General features: G+C 64.5%; 13 protein-coding genes. 5 read left to right on the forward strand and 8 right to left on the reverse strand.

Going from position 1 to position 19,519, the window contains the following annotated elements:
* Window positions 1–7: 7 nt before the first annotated feature.
* The 3 genes from AC0L2U_RS14980 to AC0L2U_RS14990 form a co-directional block, all read right to left on the reverse strand.
* A complete protein-coding gene (locus tag AC0L2U_RS14980) occupies window positions 8–937 on the reverse strand; it encodes a carbohydrate ABC transporter permease (protein WP_473602116.1) in 930 nt (309 codons plus the stop codon).
* A gap of 246 nt (window positions 938–1,183) precedes the next feature.
* The gene (locus AC0L2U_RS14985; protein ID WP_127321312.1) at window positions 1,184–2,443 is read right to left on the reverse strand and encodes an ABC transporter substrate-binding protein; all 1,260 of its coding nucleotides are present in this window, start codon (window positions 2,441–2,443) and stop codon (window positions 1,184–1,186) included.
* Between the two features lie 2 nt (window positions 2,444–2,445).
* Window positions 2,446–3,405 carry an N-acetylmuramic acid 6-phosphate etherase gene (locus AC0L2U_RS14990; RefSeq protein WP_473602117.1) on the reverse strand — a complete coding sequence of 320 codons (960 nt, stop codon included), beginning with the start codon at window positions 3,403–3,405 and terminating at the stop codon, window positions 2,446–2,448.
* 198 nt (window positions 3,406–3,603) lie between these two features.
* Here AC0L2U_RS14990 and AC0L2U_RS14995 point away from each other — a divergent pair, with 198 nt between their 5' ends.
* The 5 genes from AC0L2U_RS14995 (at window position 3,604) to AC0L2U_RS15015 (ending at window position 9,592) form a co-directional block, all read left to right on the forward strand.
* Window positions 3,604–4,485 (forward strand): glucosamine kinase nucleotide-binding domain-containing protein, encoded by an 882-nt coding sequence (locus AC0L2U_RS14995; RefSeq protein WP_292658049.1) that lies wholly within the window; start codon window positions 3,604–3,606, stop codon window positions 4,483–4,485.
* Window positions 4,482–5,264 carry a GntR family transcriptional regulator gene (locus AC0L2U_RS15000; protein WP_027040192.1) on the forward strand — a complete coding sequence of 261 codons (783 nt, stop codon included), beginning with the start codon at window positions 4,482–4,484 and terminating at the stop codon, window positions 5,262–5,264. The genes AC0L2U_RS14995 and AC0L2U_RS15000 overlap by 4 nt, the downstream gene beginning before the upstream one ends.
* 17 nt (window positions 5,265–5,281) lie before the next feature.
* Window positions 5,282–6,316, forward strand: a complete 1,035-nt coding sequence (locus AC0L2U_RS15005; RefSeq protein ID WP_292138070.1) for an SIS domain-containing protein — start codon at window positions 5,282–5,284, stop codon at window positions 6,314–6,316.
* The gene (gene nagA, locus AC0L2U_RS15010) at window positions 6,313–7,491 is read left to right on the forward strand and encodes an N-acetylglucosamine-6-phosphate deacetylase (protein WP_127396759.1); all 1,179 of its coding nucleotides are present in this window, start codon (window positions 6,313–6,315) and stop codon (window positions 7,489–7,491) included. The genes AC0L2U_RS15005 and nagA overlap by 4 nt, the downstream gene beginning before the upstream one ends.
* Before the next feature lie 61 nt (window positions 7,492–7,552).
* Window positions 7,553–9,592, forward strand: coding sequence for an ABC transporter ATP-binding protein/permease (locus AC0L2U_RS15015; RefSeq protein ID WP_127808426.1), 2,040 nt, complete (start codon window positions 7,553–7,555; stop codon window positions 9,590–9,592).
* 26 nt (window positions 9,593–9,618) lie between these two features.
* Here AC0L2U_RS15015 and AC0L2U_RS15020 read toward each other — a convergent pair whose 3' ends face one another.
* The 5 genes from AC0L2U_RS15020 to AC0L2U_RS15040 all read right to left on the reverse strand — a co-directional run bounded on the left by AC0L2U_RS15020 (window position 9,619) and on the right by AC0L2U_RS15040 (window position 19,353).
* Window positions 9,619–11,133 carry a malonate--CoA ligase gene (locus AC0L2U_RS15020; RefSeq protein WP_473602118.1) on the reverse strand — a complete coding sequence of 505 codons (1,515 nt, stop codon included), beginning with the start codon at window positions 11,131–11,133 and terminating at the stop codon, window positions 9,619–9,621.
* A 176-nt stretch (window positions 11,134–11,309) separates the two neighbouring features.
* Window positions 11,310–12,050: a GntR family transcriptional regulator gene (locus AC0L2U_RS15025; protein ID WP_473602119.1), complete on the reverse strand. Its 741-nt coding sequence runs from the start codon at window positions 12,048–12,050 to the stop codon at window positions 11,310–11,312.
* A gap of 401 nt (window positions 12,051–12,451) precedes the next feature.
* Window positions 12,452–13,129: a ribulose-phosphate 3-epimerase gene (gene rpe / locus AC0L2U_RS15030; protein ID WP_127271687.1), complete on the reverse strand. Its 678-nt coding sequence runs from the start codon at window positions 13,127–13,129 to the stop codon at window positions 12,452–12,454.
* A 220-nt stretch (window positions 13,130–13,349) separates the two neighbouring features.
* Window positions 13,350–17,087, reverse strand: a complete 3,738-nt coding sequence (locus AC0L2U_RS15035) for a DUF7929 domain-containing protein (protein ID WP_473602120.1) — start codon at window positions 17,085–17,087, stop codon at window positions 13,350–13,352.
* Window positions 17,088–17,097: 10 nt separating this feature from the next.
* Window positions 17,098–19,353, reverse strand: coding sequence for a hypothetical protein (locus AC0L2U_RS15040; protein WP_473602121.1), 2,256 nt, complete (start codon window positions 19,351–19,353; stop codon window positions 17,098–17,100).
* Window positions 19,354–19,519 lie beyond the last annotated feature (166 nt).

Below are 19,519 nucleotides of genomic sequence, written 5' to 3' on the forward strand. Positions count from 1 at the left end.
CGGCCCCTCAGAACTGATAGCGACGCAGGCGCGTCTGGACGAGGAAGAGGTAGACGCAGACGCCGCCGAGGATAATCAGGAACATCATCGTGGCGATCGCCGCGCCCATATTGGGGTCGCCGACCTGGAGCTGGAAGCCGAAGAAGGCGCGGTAGAGGAAGGTGCCGAGAATGTCGGTCGAATAGTTTGGCCCGGCGAGCGCGCCTTGCGCGGTGTAGATCAGGTCGAAAGCGTTGAAATTGCCAACGAAGGTGAGGATCGAGATGATGCCGATCGACGGCAGGATCAGCGGCAGCTTGATCTTCCAGAACTGTGAAAGGCCGGTAATCCCGTCGCATTCGGCGGCCTCGATCACCTCTTCGGGGATCGACAGCAGGGCGGCATAGATCAGCATCATCGGGATGCCGACGAACTGCCACACCGAGATCAGGCTGAGTGCGGTCAGTGCATATTGCTCCTTGCCGAGCCACGGCGTGAACAGGCTTTTCAGGCCGACGATATCCATCAGATGCGGCGCCACGCCCCACAACGGCGACAGGATCAGCTTCCAGGCGAAACCGACGATAACGAAGGACAGGATGGTCGGCACGAAGATCGCCGTGCGGTAGAAAGCCGCGAATCTCAGTTTCGGGCTGGACAGCAGCGCCGCCAGCATGACGCCGATCGGGTTCTGCACGATCATGTGGATGATGAAGAACCAGACATTGTTTCTCAGCGCGTTCCAGAAACCCACCGACCAGTTGGGGTCGCCGAACAGCGTGCGGAAGTTTTCCAGCCCGACGAAGACCTGGTGCTGCTCGATGTTGCGGAACAGCGACAGCTGCAGCGTGCCGGCGAGCGGCAGGATCATGATCGCCGTGTAGACGAGCACGGCCGGCGCCAGGAAGATGCCGATGTGCCAGCGGAACGGTCTTTTCGGTCTGATATCTGCGGCCATGAGTTCGGTCCCCGCCGTCTCTCGGTTCCAAAGGGTATCGATCTAGATGATGCCTCGATGCACGGCCCGAACATTCCTGCCCGATGCGGCAAGAACAAAGGCCTGCGACTGATCAGCTAGCCTTCCCCGATGAGAGGGTAAGGCCGGGAGGCGGTGCCGACAATCGCTATCTGAATAAGCGCACTCTGAACGAGGTAGTCCGGAACCGGCCAGGCCTGCGCCCGGCCGGTTCCGTTGCCTGAGCTCTTACTTCGCCGGCTTGTACCAGCTGTCGAGACCGGTCTGCAGCTTCTTGGCCGCGGCTTCCGGCGTATCGGTGCCGTTGATGACGTTGGCCGATTCAACCCAGGTCTCGTTCTCGAGGTTCGGCGTGCCGCGCGACAGGATCTGGTAGGTCGAGCGGATGGTCGACTTGCACTTGCCGCGCCAGGAGACGAATTCCTGCGCCAGCGGGTCTTCCATCTTCACCGGCGCGGAGTTCAGGCTGAAGAAGCCCGGCAGCGCGTTGGCGTAGATGGTGGCGAAATCAGGCGAGGCGACCCAGGACAGGAAGGTCTTGGCCGCATCGGCGTTCTTCGAAGCCGCATTCAGGCCCATGCCGATATCGGTATGGTCTGATATGTAGCAGGTGTCGCCGGCCTTCTCGACCGGCGGCGGGAAGGCGCCCATCTTGAACTGCGCCTGGGTGTTGAACAGGCCGATTTCCCACGAGCCGGCCGGGTAGATGGCGGCGCGGCCGAGCGTGAACAGGTTCTGGCTGTCCGGATAGGTCTGCGCCTCGAAGCCATCGCCGAGGTAAGGCTTCCACTTGGCCAGTTCCTCATACGGCGCGACCCAGTCCTTGTCGGTGAGCTTCTGCTCGCCCTTGATCAGTGCTGCGCGGCCGTCCTCGCCCTTCCAGTAGTTCGGGCCGATGTTCTGGTAGCCCATGGTCGCGGCTTCCCAGAGATCCTTGGTGCCCATCGCCATCGGGATGTAGGTGCCGTCGGCCTTGATCTTGTCGAGTGCGGCGAAGAACTCGTCGCGGGTCTCCGGCACCTTGATGCCGAGCTTGTCGAAGGCATCCTTGTTGTAGATGAAGCCGTGGATGACCGATGCCATCGGCACGCAGAAGCTCGCCTTGCCGTCGTCGGTCTGCCAGGCGGACTTGGCCACCGGCGAGAAGTTCTCCATGCCGGGCAGCGCCGAGAGATCAGCAAGGTTGCCCTTCTTGAACAGCTCGAGCGACTTGTCGAACGGGCGGCAGGTGATCAGGTCGCCCGCCGAGCCGGCGGCGAGCTTGGCGCCGAGCGCTGCGTCATATTCGGTCGGAGCCGATGGCGCGAACACCACCTTGATGCCTGGGTTCTTGGCTTCGAAAGCCGGGATCAGCTTGTCCTTCCAGATGGCAAGGTCGTCGCCGCGCCAGCTTTCGATGTTGAGCGTTACGTCTTCGGCATAGGCAACCCCGGCCGAGCCGAGAATGCTGGTGCCCAAAAGCAGTGCCGTCAATAGTTTCGTTGTCATGCTCAGTCTCCCTGTTGACCTTTTTCAGGTTCGGTTTTGATGAGAACGGAGGCAGCGCGCCCTTTGCTCCCCTCGATCGCGGAAAGGGCCGGCCGCAGCTTCTGGCCGGCCTCTTCCAGTATCTTCTGCGCCGCGTCAGTGCTGTCGGCGCCGGCGGCGAGCAGAATGGCGGTCTTGACCGCGCCGCCGCTCTTCTCGAGCAGGCGGGCCGCCTCGTCCGTGCCGCGCCCGCTGACGGCGGCGACGATGCGCGCCGCGCGGTCGCGCAGCTTGATGTTGTCGGCCATGAGATTGACCATGTAACCGTCATGCACATGGCCGAGATGGATGGCGGTCAGCGTCGACAGCATGTTGAGCGCGATCTTCTGGGCGGTGCCGGCGCCCATGCGCGTGGAGCCGGCGATCAGTTCCGGCGGCGTTTCGAGCAGGATGGCGGTTTGTGCCTGGCGCAGCAGCGCAGAATCCCTGTTGTTGGCGATGCCGATGGTGGCAGCGCCGCGGCGGGCAGCCTCCTCGATGGCCCGCACGGCATAGGGCGTCGTGCCGCTGGCGGAAATGGCGATCAGGCAGTCGCCCTTGCCGAGGCCGGCCCCGGCGACCGCTGCCGCAGCCTCCTCGGTATCGTCTTCCGGCCCTCCGGCCAGCGTGCGGAAAGCGTCGTCGCCGCCGGCGATCAGGATAGCGATGCGGTCGCGGTGAATGCCGAAGGTGCCCGGCAGCTCCAGCGCATCGGCCAGCGCCATCAGGCCTGAGCTGCCGGCAGCGGCGTAGGCGAGCTTGCCGCCGCTCTTCAGCCTGACGGCAATGATCTCGGCGGCCCTGGCGATGGATGGAATGGCATGGCGCACGACCTTGGCGGCTTCGATCTGCGCATCGGCCAAATAGGAAAGGACGGTGTCCGGGGCCTGGATATCCAGCCCCTCGGCATTTTTGTGAAGCGCTTCGGTGCGCGTTTCGGCCATCCCGGTTCCTCCAATACCAGAACAATACCAAAAAAATACCACTTGTCCACACGCATTAACGAATTCGTCGGTCGGAAATCGTTGAGTCGACAAAATACGTAGATTTCTTATTGAAGTACGGCTTAATCTTTTTGAAACGGAAATTAACCCTTGGCTATTGGTATTTTATTGGTATTATCCGCCCGGAGGAGAAATCACGTGAATTTCGTGCTCGGAATCGATGGCGGCGGCACCAGCTGCAGGGCCGCCCTGGCAACGGCGGACGGCACGGTGATCGGCCGCGCCAAAAGCGGCGCCGCCAACATCCGCACCGACCTGACCGGCGCCCGCTCGAACATCGTCGAGGCCGCGCGGCAGGCGTTTCTCGCCGCCGGGCAGGATCCGGAACTGATCCCGCAGACGCCGGCCATTCTCGGGCTGGCCGGCGCCAATGTCGGCACCTATCGGCAGCAGCTCGAAGCGATCCTGCCGTTCAGCATCAGCCGCGTCGAGACCGACGCCGAGATCGCGCTGGAGGGCGCTGTCGGCTCGGGTGACGGCGCCATGGCGATCCTCGGCACCGGCACCGCCTATATGGCGCGCAGACAAGGCAAATCGCGCGCCATCGGCGGCTGGGGTTTCCAGGTTGGCGACCAGGGCAGCGGCGCCCGCATCGGCCGCGACCTGCTCGAACAGACACTGCTTGCCTATGACGGCGTTCGCGCCGGTTCGCCGTTGACGCAGAGCATGCTGGCCGTCTTCCGCAACAACCCGGAGGACGTCGTCGAATTCACCACCAATGCCAAGCCGGGCGACTTCGGCGGCTTCGCACCCAAGGTGTTCGAGCATGCCGAGAAGGGCGACAGCGTCGCCAACTGGATCCTCGACAGGGTGGTCGCCGATGTCGAAGCCTCGCTCGGCGCGCTCGACCTTGCTGACGACGCGCCGCTCTGCCTGCTCGGCGGGCTGGCGCCGCTCTACGCGCCGCGCCTGTCTGACCGCTACCAGGCACTGCTGAAGCCGCCGCTCGACGACGCGCTGGGCGGCGCGGTGCAGATGGCGGTTCGCCTTTTCGCCGGACACGCGGAGGCAACTCGATGAGCGAGGCCGCCGACCAGATCTTCGCCACGCTCAAACATCAGGCGCAAAGCGGCGCGCCGCTTTATCTGCAGCTTCGCAAGAGCATCGAGGACGCGGTCAATCGCGGCCTGATCGGGCCGGGCGACGCGCTGCCTTCCGAGCGCGACATCGCCACCAAGGCCGATATTTCGCGGGTCACCGTGCGCAAGGCGGTGCAGGATCTGGTCAAGGGCGGCATCCTGGTGCAGCGCCACGGCTCCGGCACTTTCGTGGCGCCGCGCATGGAGCGTGTCGAACAGTCGCTGTCGCGGCTGACCTCGTTCACCGAGGACATGGCGCGGCGCGGCATGGCTGTGCGTTCGGCATGGCTCGACCGCGGCCTTTACGCACCTTCGCCCGACGAGATGATGGTGCTCGGCCTGTCCTCGAGCGAACTGGTGGCGCGCGTGGCGCGCCTGCGCATCGCCAACGACACGCCGCTGGCGATCGAGCGCGCCTCGCTGTCGGCCAGCGTGTTGCCCGATCCGGCTGATATAGGCTCCTCGCTCTATGCGGCGCTGGAATTGACCGGCAACCGGCCGGTGCGGGCGGTGCAGCGCATTTCCGCCGCCAATCTCGGCGACAGCGACGCGCGCCTGCTCGAAGTGCCGCCAGGCATCGCCGGCCTGCACATCGAACGCATCTCCTATCTGGCGAGCGGCAAGGTGATCGAATTCACCCGCTCCATCTACCGGGGCGACGCCTATGATTTCGTCGCCGAACTGCGGCTGACAGGGCCGAGCGAAGAGGGCCGACCATGAGCACGACAGAGCCGACCATGTCGGCAGAAATGACCCATATGCGGCGCGAGATCGAGGAGGTCCCGCAAGCGGTCGCCCGCCTGCTCGACGGCTCCGGCGCCGTGCTGACCGAGGCCGGGCGCGGCATCCGCGAACGCGACCCGCAGTTCGTCGTCACCGTGGCGCGCGGCTCGTCCGACCATGCCGCCACCTTCATGAAATACGCCGTCGAGCTGACCGCCGGCCTGGCCGTCGCATCGGTCGGCCCATCGATCGCCTCGATCTACGGCCGCAAGCTCAGGCTCGCCGGCTCGGCCTGCCTGGCGATCTCGCAGTCGGGCAAGAGCCCCGATATCGTCGCTATGGCCGAAACCGCGCGGGCGGGGGGCGCGCTGACCATCGCCATCACCAACACCGCCGATTCGCCACTGGCGCGCGCATCGGACTATGCGATCGATATCCTGGCCGGCCCCGAGCGCAGCGTGGCGGCCACCAAGACCTTCATCAATTCCACTGTGGCTGGTCTTGCCTTGATGGCGCATGCCACCGGCGACGATGCGCTGTTGGCCGCACTTGCCCGCCTGCCGGAACATTTCAGCAAGGCGATCGCCTGCGACTGGATGAGCGTGCTGTCTGAGACGATCGAGAAGCAGAAGTCGCTGTTCATCCTCGGCCGCGGACCGTCGGCGGCGATGGCCAATGAGGCGGCGCTGAAATTCAAGGAGACCTGCGGCATGCATGCCGAGGCCTATAGCGCGGCCGAAGTCATGCACGGCCCGCTGGCGCTGATCGGCCCCGATTTTCCGGTGCTGGCGCTGGCTGCGCGCGACGCCTCCGAACCGTCCATTGCCGAGGCCGCCGACAGCCTGGCGGCCAAGGGCGCGCCGGTGTTCGTCACCTCCGCGCTTGCCAAACGCGCCGTGCGCCTGCCGCATGTTGCCACCGGCCATCCGCTGACCGATCCGCTGACGCTGATCGTCTCCTTCTACATGTTCGTCGAGGCCTTTGCCCGCCATCGCGGTCTCGATCCGGACACGCCGCGCAATCTTCGCAAGGTGACGGAGACAGTATGAGCGATCGCTTTGCCCTGACTGGCGCCCGGATTTTCGACGGCGACGACTGGCATGAAGGCCACGCACTTGTCGTGCGCGACGGTCTCGTCGAGGCCATTCTGCCCACTGGTGCCATCCCCTCGGATATCCGCGTCGTCGACACCGGTGGCGGCCTTCTGGCGCCGGGGTTCGTCGACCTGCAGGTCAACGGCGGCGGCGGCGTCATGCTCAACGACCACCCCGATGTCGCTTCAATCGAGACCATCTGCCGCGCGCACGCGCCCTTCGGCACGACGGCGCTGCTGCCGACGCTGATCACCGACACGCCTGCAATCACGGCCGCCGCTGTCGCCGCCGGCGAGGCAGCGGCGCGCCAGAAGGTGCCTGGGTTTCTCGGACTGCATCTCGAAGGCCCGCATCTGTCGGTCGCCCGCAAGGGCGCGCATGATCCGGTGCTGATCCGGCCGATGACGGATGCCGATCAGGCGATGCTGATCGCCGCGCGGCAAAAACTACCGGTGCTGCTCACCACCATTGCCCCTGAATCCGTCGAGCCGGCGCGCGTCGCGGTGCTCGCCAAAGCGGGCATCATCGTCAGCCTTGGCCACTCCGATACCGGCTATGCCGCCGCCAGCGCCTTTGCCGAGGCCGGCGCCTCGATGATCACCCATCTGTTCAACGCGATGAGCCAGATCGGCAACCGAGAGCCTGGCCTGGCGGGCGCGGCCATCGACATCGGCACCTTGTCGGCCGGTCTCATCGCCGACGGCATCCATGTCGACCCGGCCACCATCAAGATCGCGCTGCGCGCCAAGCAGGGGCCGGCCAGGATCGTGCTGGTCACCGACGCCATGGCGACAATCGGCACCGAGATGACGTCGTTCACGCTCAACGGCCGCACCATCTATCGAAGGGACGGCAGCCTGAGGCTCGCCGACGGAACGCTGGCGGGCGCCGATCTCGACATGATCTCGGCCGTTCGTTTCATCCACCGCGTCGTCGGGGTCGAGCTTTCCGAAGCTTTGCGCATGGCCTCACTCTATCCGGCGCAAGCAATCGGTCAGTCGCACCGGCTTGGCCGATTCGCCAACGGCACGGCTGCGGATATTGTCGCTCTGTCGGACGATCTCGACACGAAGGGCGTCTGGATCGGCGGCGAAAAGGTTTTTGCGGCCGGCTCCGACACTGTGCGTTGATATCAGGTCAAGTCGGCTGACGTCATGAAACCTTTTGATTTTGAGGTCGTTGTCGGAGCGTATGTCCGAGGCGAAACCCAAATTGAAACAGGCCGACGGCATCAAACCGCGCGGTGCCTTGAAGCCGCCACAGAAAGCGCCGCGTGACCAAAGGCCACGCCACGAGGAGCTGCGCGAAAAAAAGCTGTCGAGTGCCGAAGCTGCCCCGGAGGTCGACGGCCAGCCGGGGCCACCACCGGATGCTGTCGAGCCCGATCCGCAACTGACGCCCGAAGGGGCCGAGCAGGAGCGCAAGAAATATCTGCTGCGGCGTTTCTGGATCAGCGCGCGCGGTTACTGGAGCCGGCGCGGCGACCGGCTTGCCTGGCCATTGACGATCGGGGTGCTGCTGCTGATCTGCATCAATATCGGCTTCCAGTATGGCATCAATGTCTGGAACCGTTCGATGTTCGATGCCCTCGAGCAGCGCAACGCCCGCAGCGTCTATTTCCTCAGCGCCGTCTTCGTGCCGCTGGTAATCTGCAGCGGCAGCCTTGTCGTCGCGCAGGTCTACCTGCGCATGACGATCCAGCGCCGCTGGCGTTCCTGGCTGACCACCGCGGTCATCGCGCGCTGGCTGGCAGGCGGCCGCTACTACCAACTGAATCTCGTCGGCGGCGACCACCAGAACCCCGAGGCCCGCATGACCGAGGATCTGCGCATCGCCACCGAGTCGCCGGTCGATTTCATCGCCGGCGTCCTCAACGCGTTCCTGTCTGCCTCGACCTTCATCGTCGTGCTGTGGACCATCGGCGGCGCGCTCACTTTGCCGATCGGCGGCGAGAGCATCACCATTCCCGGCTTCCTGGTCATCACCGCGATGATCTATGCCGCCATCACCTCGACCGCGATGGTGGTCATCGGCCGCAATTTCGTCCAGCTCTCCGAGCGGAAGAACCAGGCGGAGGCCGAACTGCGCTACACGCTGACGCGCGTGCGCGAAAACGGCGAGAGCATCGCCTTGCTGGGCGGCGAGGAAGAGGAGCGCAGCGGCATCGACAGGAATTTCGGCCATGTGCTGAGGCAATGGGCGCTGCTGACGGGCCAGCACATGCGCACGGCGGCGGTGTCGCAGGGATCGAGCCTGTTTGCGCCGGTCGTGCCGATCCTGCTGTGCGCGCCAAAATTCCTCGAAGGCTCAATGACGCTTGGCGAGGTGATGCAGGCAGCGTCCGCCTTTGGCATCGTGCAAGGCGCGTTCGGATGGCTGGTCGACAACTACCCGCGTCTTGCCGACTGGAACGCCTCCGCGCGGCGCGTAGCTTCGCTGATGATGTCGCTCGACGGGCTCGAGCGTGCGGAGCAGAGCGATGCGCTTGGACGCATCCAGCACGGCGAAACCGACGACGGTGCCATGCTCAGCCTCGACGATCTCTCCGTGACGCTCGACGACGGCACCGCCGTGGTCAAGGAGACCGAGGTTGCGATCGAACCCGGTGAGCGGGTGCTGGTGGCCGGCGAATCCGGCTCGGGCAAGTCGACGCTGGTGCGGGCCGTCGCGGGCCTGTGGCCGTGGGGCGGCGGCAGCGTCAATTTCCACGCCGACAGGCGACTGTTCATGCTGCCGCAACGCCCCTACATCCCCTCGGGCACGCTTCGCCGCGCGGTCGCCTATCCCGCGGCGGCGGACAAGTGGACGATCAAACAGATCAAGGCCGCCCTCGACAAGGTGGGCCTCGCCTACCTTGCCGAAAGGATCAAGGAAGAAGCGCCATGGGACCAGACGCTGTCGGGCGGCGAAAAGCAGCGTCTCGCCTTCGCGCGCCTGCTGCTGCACCGCCCCGATATCGTCGTGCTGGATGAAGCAACCTCGGCGCTCGACGAGAAGAGCCAGGACACCATGATGGCGACGGTGATCCGCGAATTGCCTGATGTCACCATCATCAGCGTGGCGCACCGGGCCGAGCTGGAAGCCTTCCACAGCCGCAAGATCACCCTGGAACGGCGCGAGGGCGGCGCCAAGCTTGTCAGCGACATCAACCTCGCCCCACGCAAGCGCAACCTGCTGAAGCGTGCCTTGTGGGGTTCCGGCAGCCGGGCCGAAAGGCCGCGCAAGGAGTAAGGCGCCCTGCCCCAGGCACCGCCCAACTATGGTGCGTATATGTCCTTGTAGGTATCGCGCAGCACGTTTTTCTGTACTTTGCCCATGGTGTTTCGCGGCAGTTCATCGACGAAGATCACCCGCTTCGGGTGCTTGTATTTCGCCACCCGCCCGGCGATGGCGCCGAGAATTTCGGCACCGGTGATCCGTGATGACGGCGCACGCACGACGACAGCGGTGACACCTTCGCCGAAATCCGGATGGGCAACGCCGATGACGGCGCTTTCGCTAACCCCGTCGAGCGCGTCGATCTCGCTTTCGAGTTCCTTCGGATAGATGTTGTAGCCGCCCGATATGATAAGGTCCTTGCCGCGGCCGACGATGTGGACGTAGCCGTCGGCGTCGATCATACCGAGATCGCCCGTGATGAAAAAACCGTCGGCTCGGAATTCCGCCTTGGTCTTCTCCGGCATGCGCCAATAGCCGCCGAAGACGTTTGGGCCCTTCACCTCGATCATGCCGAACTCGCCCTGCGCAAGCGCTGCGCCGCTGTCTGGATCGGCGATGCGAAGCGTGACGCCGGGCAAAGGGAAACCGACGGTACCGGCGCGCCGCTCGCCCTCATAGGGGTTCGAGGTGTTCATGTTGGTCTCGGTCATGCCGTAGCGTTCGAGGATCGCGTGGCCGGTGCGCTCGCGCCAGGACTTGTGCGTCTCGGCCAGCAGCGGCGCCGACCCGGAAATGAACACACGGATGTTTTTTGCCGCCTCATGGTCCAGCCCATCCTGCTGCAGCAGGCGCACGTAGAAGGTCGGAACGCCCATCAGGGCCGTGGCACGCGGCAGCAGCGAGACGATGCGGGCCGGATCGAACTTCTGCTCGAACAGCATCGAGGCGCCGGCCATCAGGACGACATTGGTGGCGACGAACAGGCCGTGCGTGTGGAAGATCGGCAATGCGTGGATCAGCACGTCGTCTCCAGTGAAAAGCCAGTGCTCGACCAGCACGCGCGCGTTCGAAGCAAGATTCTCGTGGCTGAGCATGGCGCCTTTCGAACGGCCCGTGGTTCCCGACGTGTAGAGGATCGCCGCGAGGTCATCCGGCCCACGCGCTACGTCATGAAAATCCATCGGCAGCCGCGAGGCCTGATCGGGCAGCGATCCCTGGCCGTCCCGGCCGAGCGTGACGGTGACGGCGCCCGACTTTTCCGCCAGCGCGCCGATGTCGGCCGCTCTTGCCGGATCGCAGACGACCAGGCGTGGTTCTGCGTCGCCGAAGAAATACTCCAGCTCGGCCAGCGTGTAGGCGGCGTTGAGCGGCAGGAAGACGGCGCCGGCTCGCAGGCAGGCGAGATAGAGCATGACCGCTTCCGGGCTCTTCTCGACCTGCACGGCAACGCGGTCACCGGGTTCGACATCGAGTTGCAGGAGCGCATGCGCAAGCTGCGCCGAGCGGGCCAGCATATCGCCATAGGTGAGCGAGCGGCCATCATCGGTTTCCATCAGCAAGCGCGCTGGCGCCGGCATCCGGGACCGGAACGCATCGAACAGATGATTGCTCATGAAGACTTCCCTGGGTGCGGCGGCGCCGAGCATGCGCCTGTCGCGGCATGCCTCGGCGGCGAGAGTTCGCGGTTCTTGGCCACGCCGTCAAGCCCGCCGACAGCGGTTCACGCCAGCCGCGCTCGGCGCGGATTGCGAGCAAGAAACGAGCGCAAGAGCCCGCCAGGACACGACTGCTATCGCCGAGCGCGTTTGCGGGCGAGTTCCTTCGTTTCGTCGTCCTGCTCGAAGCGCTTCATGCACATGGCGGCAGTCAACTGGTAGTGATTGAGCAGTGCCTCGACGGCACCGTCGGCATTGCCGTCCAGGGCACATTCGGCGATCAGGCGATGCTCGCCGAAATCGTCGCGCTGGACGCCTTCGCCATCAATGGCCATTTGCCGGTAGCGATACGCGTGATCGGAGAGCTGGTCGCAAAATCCCACCAGCCATTGCGACCGGCAGGCCGAAATCAGCACCCTGTGGAAGATACGATGCAGCCTCTCCCAATCGGGATTGAGCGAAAAGAGATCCTGCGGAGACAGGCGTGACGCGCGTCCCAGGCGATGCAGCGCCAGCACGAGCTGTTCTTCCCATTCGGCGGTGCGGTGGGCGATGGATTCGCGAAGCGCCCGCTCCTCGAGCCAGCAGCGGGTGCGCGTCAGCTCCTCGAGTTCCGACGCACTGACCGGCATGATGAAGAAGCCGCGCTGATCGTGCCGGCCGAGAAGTCCTTCCGAGGCGAGGCGATTGAGAGCTTCGCGGACAGGCGAGGCGCCGGCTCCATATTTGGAGACCACCCATTCGACCCGCAGCTTGCTCTCGGCCTCAAGAACACCACCGAGAAGATCGTCCCGCAATTGCTGATAGACCGTACTGGCAAGCGTACTCTTCGGTCCCGCAGCGTCGTCGTTCAGATTGGCAGCTCCGTATGTCATAGCGACTCCTTGTCCCCAAGACTTGTCTTGGGCGATTCGAGTCCGAAAGCATTCGCCTTCTCGTACTTGTACCATAGAGTGCGGGCATTCGCCTGCTCAAGCACAAGATCACGTTATTGTACTTTAGCACGAAGGAATATGCGGCATCTGGAGCTCAATGCTGTAATTCCGCTCATTTTCACAACCTGCGGGAACTTAACATGTTTTGTATGCACGCAGGAGAATCTGTTCTTTCTGTTCTTTTGTATGCGCGCGGGATCAACTGTCTGCTGTGAGGACCCTTGAGGCCGAATCAGGCAGCCGCTCCAGATCCGATACCGTTGCGCATCAGACCATCACAAGCCTCGGCCGGTACCAGAACCTTGGCCGGCATGCCGGGCTGAACGCGGGAAAAGCGCTGGTTAGCCGGCTGCGTGGTCGGCTGCCGTCCTGATCGCCTGGATGTTCTGACGGTAAGCCTCGACGCTGCCGCCTTTGAAGATGGCGGCGCCCGCCACCAGCACGTCGGCGCCGGCGGCGGTGACCAGCGGCGCGGTTTCGGCTGAAACACCGCCGTCGATCTCGATGCGGATCGGCCGGCCGCCGATGAGGGCCTTGACCCGCTTCACCTTGTCGACGATCGCCGGGATGAAGGCCTGGCCGCCGAAGCCCGGATTGACGGTCATGATCAGGATCAGGTCGAGCCGGTCGAGCACATATTCGACCACGCTTTCCGGCGTCGCCGGATTGAGCGACACACCGGCCTTCTTGCCGAGATTCCTGATGGTCTGCAGCGAGCGGTCAAGATGCGGGCCGGCTTCGGCATGGACGGTCAAACCATCGCAGCCGGCCTCGGCGAAAGCGGCCAGATAGGGGTCGGCCGGGGCAATCATCAGATGGCAGTCGAAGAAGGCCTCGGTGCGATTGCGGATCGCCTTGATCACCGGCGGGCCAAAGGTGATGTTGGGCACGAAATGCCCGTCCATCACATCGAGATGGATCCAGTCGGCGCCGGCCGCCGCCACCGCTTCGACCTCATCGCCGAGTTTGGAAAAATCCGACGCCAGCACCGACGGTGCAATCAGGGTCTTTCTGCTCATGGATGCGGCCTTTCCGAGTGCCCTTCTCGTTCGGCCGCTCTATCGACTGCCTAATGCGCTCCAGCCGACTTGTCGAGGGCACGGGCGCGGCGGCTGCACGGGCGGAGGTGGCGTTGCGGCGTCCGCGATCCTGTTGCAGCCAATTTCCGCTTGCCTCGGAGCCATAAGAAAACCCGCCGGATTGCTCCGGCGGGTTTCTGGTCTGGCGTCGAGCAGATCGTTATTGCTGCTGGAGTTTCAGGATTCTGTCTGGAACCGGATCCTGCTGCTGTTCGACCTGCGGCCTGCGCCGTGGCAGTACCTGCTGCAGCAGCAGGCCGGGGTTGAGCTCCAGCGACGGTTGCCCGCGGAGCGGCCGGCAGTTCGGATAGCGTCCGATCGTACCTTCCGGGCAGCGCCGCCTGATGATCGGCTGGCACTGGCCGTTGATCATCTGCGAGCCCGGTGCGCATTCCACCTCTTGCCTGGGCTTGCGGCATGCGCCGTTGATCACCTGCGTCCCACGCGGACAGACACACTCGCCACGCTTGTTGTGGACCTGGCCGCGTATGTCGCATTGCTCCTGCGTCGGCTGCTTGCGCCGGCAGGCATTGCCCCGCACCTCGGTACCCCTCGGGCAGACACAATTGCCCTTTGCGTCATGGACCTGGCCACGGATCGTGCATTGCTCAGGCTTCGGCCGGATCGGGCGGCAGGCTCCGTTTCTGACCTCGGTACCCCTTGGGCAGACACAATCGCCGTCGGCGTCGTGAACCTGACCACGGATCGTGCACTGCTCGGGCTTTGGCCGCATCGGACGGCAGGCGCCATTGCGCACCTCGGTCCCTCTCGGGCAGACACAATCGCCATCCGCATTGTGGACCTGGCCACGGATGGTGCACTGCTCGGGCTTGTCGGTCCTGACACATCTGCCGTTCTCAAGCCCGGTTCCGCGTGGGCAGACGCAACGTCCGTCCTCGGTGCGGATCTGGCCTTCGAGCAGCACACAGCGCTTCGGCTGTTCCGGCTTCGGCACGATACCGCCGCCCGGCGAGCACTGGCCGTTGCGGTAGGTGGTGCCTTCCGGGCAGACGCAGCGGCCGGCACCGTTCATGACGAAGCCTTGCGAGCATTCCTTCTTCGTCTCCTGGCTGATGGTGAAGGGATGGCAGGCATAGGCCTTGCCGCGATCGCCCTGCACATTGGCCTGATCGCCGCCAAGCACGTCGCCACCGCCTTGCACCCGTGTGTCGGGAGAGAGCACGCCGACGCAGTTCTGGCCGCTGACATTGCCCTGCAGATTGGCCAGACGACCGTCGTCGGGAATGACCACGGTGACATGATGCACCCGGCTTTCGCCGGCGCCGAGCGACAAATTGGCAATGCAGGACGCAGGCAAGGTTGCCGGTTCCGGCGAGCAGCCGAAGGGCGGATCGATCGACGTGATCTCAACGCCTTCCAGCCTGCCGAGACCCTCCACGCCGATCGCATCGCCAATGCGGACCGGCCCGGAGAAGGCGGTCGCTCCGTCATTGGTGACGGTGATCTCGAACGAGCAGGGTTGGCCGAGCGTGCATTCGCGGTCGCCGGTCTTTTCGACACGGATGGTCGAGGCGCCGCCGCCCTTGGCGCAGGCCTGGCCAAAGGGATAGACGACGTCGTCGCCCGGTGCCGGCCCATAGGAGCCCCGCGCGCAGTTTTCGAACGCGCCATTGGCCGAAACCGTCACGTCGAAGTGGCGACTGGTTCCAGGTGTCATGACGGCACCGGGAATCTGGCACGACAGCGCGTTGGCCGGAACCGGTCCGCACGCCCATTCCGCGCCGTCAGGGGTGACGGTCTGGATCTGGACAGGCGCGCCGCCGGCCACCAGCGTGGCGGCATCGTTGACCCGCACCGGACCGGTGGGGGCAGCGGTGCCAAGGCTGATGACGGTGATGCGGCAAGAGATCAGCGCGGCACCGGCGAGCGAGCCGTTGCAGACCTTGGTGATGCGCAGGGTCGGCTTGCCGCCATTGGGATGGCGGAAGCGTTCCTTGGCGCAGGCCTTGTTGTTGGTGAGGTCGTTTTCGCCGGGGATGGGCTTCACCGTCGCGCAATTCTCGACAATGTCCGACTGATAGCCGGCCGGCATGACCGCCTTGACGACGATCGGCGTCGAGCCGCCCGGAGGCAGCGAGATCCCCGCATGGTCGCAGCGGAACAGGCCGGGACCTGTCGGTACGCAGGTCCATGGCGGGCTTGGGCCGAAGGTCGAGGAGGCCGGCGCGCCGGCCGGGTAGCTATCGATCACCGTCAGCGGCCCGTTATAAGTCGATGTGCCGTTGTTGATGATGTCGATCACGAAGTGGCAGATGCCGTCGGCCGTGCAGACCGGGACGCGGGCACGCTTCTTCAGGATCAGGTCGACCTTCTTCTCGACCGGCGGCCGGCAGTCGCGGTCACGATCGCCACGCCGGCAGATCGGGATCGAGGCGCAGCCGCGATCGTTCGACTGGCTGCCGAACAGCGGCTTGCCGCTGGCGCCGTAATTATAGGTGGCGCAGTTACGCAAGACGCTGCCTTGCCAGCCTCCGGCCGGCTTGAAGCCGAGCTTGAGGTTGACGGAGGCCCCCGGATTGAGCGTGGTTACTGGGTAGGTGCAAATCATCGGGGTGGCGCCGGGTACGCAGACCCAGGGCGGATTGGGTCCTGAATCGAGCGTCGATCCGGCCGGCAGCGTCACCTCGTCGAGCACGATCTTGCCGTGGTAGGCACCGGTGCCGACATTGGTGACCCTGATGGTGAAGTCGCAGCCGCCACCCATCGTGCAACGCGTCACGTCGGCGCGTTTCTCGACCTTGAGGTCCGGCTCCTTGTCCTTGGGCGGGCACCTCTGGTCACGCGGGATGACGATGTCGATCGTCTGCGTGCAGCAAAGGCCCCAGCCTTCCTTCGAACCGGCATAGGTTTCGATGCCGGTGACGATGAGGTGGATGACGTCGCCGGGCGATGCGCCGACGATCTTCCAGTTGAGCACACCGCCGCCCGCCGGCACCAACTGGGTGTCGGGGATGATGGTGACGCCTGATGTGGTCGTCGACACCTGCACCCACTTGCCGCCCATCTCCGGGCCGACCGGCATGTGGTAGATGAAGGCGCCGCCGCCGGGCACGCAGTCCACCGTGCCGCGTTCCACCTTGAAGCATTCCCGGTCGGGAGGCGGTGGCCGCTTATCACAGTTGGTGAGGTCGATCTTGATCGAGGTCTTGGCCCCGGTCTTGTAGTCGCCATCGTCGGGCTTGCCCGGATCCTGCGACGGGATAATGGTCCCGGGGCCGGCTCCGTTGCTGACCTTGATCACACCCTGGTTGTCGATCACGGTCGGCGAAGGAAACGCCGCATGGTCGATCCTGGCCGTGATCTGGAAGTTGATGACGCGTTCATTGGCGGCACCGGCGCCGTCGAGATCAGCGGCGGAGAGCCGGAAATTGGACACCGTTGCCGTGTCGTTCGGACCGGCCGAGGTGCTGATCGAAACGCCGGGCAATGGTCCGCCCGAAGCGTCCGTGCCGTCGCCCGACACATTCGCGCTGACGATCGAAAGGCCGTGTGGAAGCTGGTCCTTGAACTCGATCTTGAGCGTTTTCAGCAAGGCTGTCAGGTCGGCGAAGGCTTGCGCATCGCCGCGCAGGCCAAAGCTCAGGGAGTAGACGACATAGTCGCAGCTCCGCTGGGTGCCTTTCTTGGTGAAGAAGGGCACCGCCCGCTCCGGCCTCGGATTGACGATCTTCGAATTGTCGAGATCGAGCCTCAGTTCCGGGGTGATCGGGGCGGCGTCTTCCGCGTGGCTTGCCACAGGGGTGAACATGGCGACCGCGATACCGGCCGCCATCAGCCAGCGCGCGCCGCGCCTGGCGTATGACAGGGGTTTCATGATCGTCTCCATGACTGTGGATTGCGAGCTCGTCGTGAGCGGGGAGAGTGCGAGATTTTTCATCTTCCCCTCCTCAACGTTCGCAGCTGACGGCTGGGGTTCGGAGCGGCAAGATCATCTTGCAGCAAGGGTAGTAGCCACCCTTGTCCTTGTCGGACTTCCTGTAGAAGCAAAGTCCAACATCCACTCTGTCGCCCGGATAGTGGCCGGTGATGTCGACCGTGTAAGGCTTGCCGGGCGCATGCGACTGGGATGATGTCACCCCGACGCCTGGCGTCCTGGACTTTGTCTCATTCGAAGGTTGGGCCTTGATCGAATCGCCGCCGAAGCCGGCGTGGTCATGGAGATAGAGATCGGCCTGGAGGCCGCGAGGCGTACAGTAATACCTGATATCCTCGACATCGATGCACGGAGGCAGGTTGCCGGGTGGCGGGAAATCCGGCGGGTAGAAGGGGGGCAGGTAGCCGCCCGGGATTTCCTCGTAATAGCCGGCGCGGCCCTCGCAAGGATGCCAGACGGCAACGTCACCGACATGGCCCTCGACCTCCGGATCTTCAAAATAACCGTCGAAGTCGACGAACCAGGAGCCGAAGGGCGGCACGTTGGCCGGCTTGACCAGCTCTTTCGGCGTGATCTGGACGCCATGCACGGCCAGCGGCCCGCCGGCGGCGAGCCGTTCGGCGAGTGAAGGATTGTCGCGCAGCTTGTCGCCAGTGTTGACCAGCGTCTGCGTGCAGACCGATGTGTCGAGATTGCCGTCGGAATCATAACCATATTGCAGGTCGAGACCGCCGGCGGCCTGCCGGTTGCCCTGCGGGAAACCGACCGCATATTCCTGCGGCACTTCGACCCAGACCGATTCCGTCTCCGGATCGTCCGGGTTCTCTCGGAAGTAGCGGATGACCTCGCCTTTGCCGGAATCGGCGAATTGGCTGTAATCGTAGCGGTTCTCGACTGGGCCGCGCTGGGCCAGGTACATGAAGCCGCTATTGTCGAAGCCGATGTCGGTGACGGCGTAGTCCTTGTCGGCCTTGACCGTCAGTTCCCAGCGCGGGTCGCCGACAAAACTGCCGTCGCGGGCGATGCCCACCGACCAGATTTCCGACTTTTCGCCGACCGAGTAGTAGAGCCGGCCGCCATGGTAGGAGACGCCCCAGACGCGGCGCTCGTCCTGCGTGTAGCCCCAGCTGTCGGGGTCTTCGCTGTCGAAGGTCGCTCCCTTTATGTCCATCACCGAACCGTCGTCGGCGACTGGAGCAAGCCCATGCGCGGGACGGCCGGCAACGCCGTGATCGAAGCTGTCGATCAGCCTGCCTTCGGCATCGATGCGATGGATCAGGCCGGTATCGAGATCGGACGCGAAGAACTCGCGATGAGTGGCGTCGAAAGTGAGATTGCCAATGCCGGGACCGCTGTTGGTGTCGATGTCGGCGAATTTGGATACCTGGCCGGTGATGCCGTCGATCTTCCAGACGGTGCCCGGCCCGCCGCCGTTTTCGGTGCCGAACTGGCCATCCATGAAGATGGCGCCGGCAGCGCCGCGGCGCTGCCGCTCGGGGCGGCCGTCATCGTCGGCGTCCGGGGTGACGATACGGATGCCGTGCAGCGAGGTGGCGCCGGCATAGAGATTGGGAATGCCCGTCGGAACGCCGTCGCGCACGCCGTCATCGTAGGTGACGCCGAACACCTGGCCGACCTGCTCCGCCGTCACCTCGAAGGGCGGTGGCGTGTTGACGAGCTGGCCGGTGGCTGGTCCGCCCAGTTGCGAGACGTCGAAGACGCGCAAGGTGGCGCGCGTGGTGTCGATGAAGGTTTCGTCGACCGGATCGACGCCGGGCGGCAGTCCCTCTTTTTCGGAATCAGGGGGGTCGAAATTGGGAATGATGGTGCCGGAAAATCCGGTCACCGCCATCGAACCGGGATAAATGATCCGGGTTTCCTGCGCCTGTGCGGCGCCCAGCCACAGGCCGAGTGCCAGCAACCCGCCTGGATGCACAGCGCGGCGCAAGCCGCCAGCAAGAGACGACACAAACGAGCCGCGGATGCGAGACATGACACTACCCCCCGTAGTCGACGGGAGAACGTCGGGTCTGGCCGCGCAAATCAGGGCAAGGCGCGGCGGTCCGGCTCGTTCTTCCCTGATCGAATTGTCTGCTTTCCTCAAGATGACGATACGCCTGCTCTTACGCAGGGTCAACGGAATCAACAGAAAGCCCAGCGCATCGACCTCGTCCCGAAGGCGGTGGTCGCGCCGAGCTCCTGTTGTTCCCGGAGACCTGGGAGTCTCTGGGTTATTGGTCATGGGGGCTTCCTTTCCGGGCCGCACCATGCGGCACCTGGAGATCAGTCGCGGGCGGAGGTGGAAAGGTTCATGGAAGCCTTGCGCAGAATGCTTGCGCGCGATGCCGCCTGTTCTTATATACGCGCCAAGCCGTTCGGCGCCGGAATGCCGGTTGCCGGAACGGGATTTCTTGTGAACAGGGGCTTTCGTCGGA

The organism is Mesorhizobium sp. WSM4808, assembly GCF_055811675.1.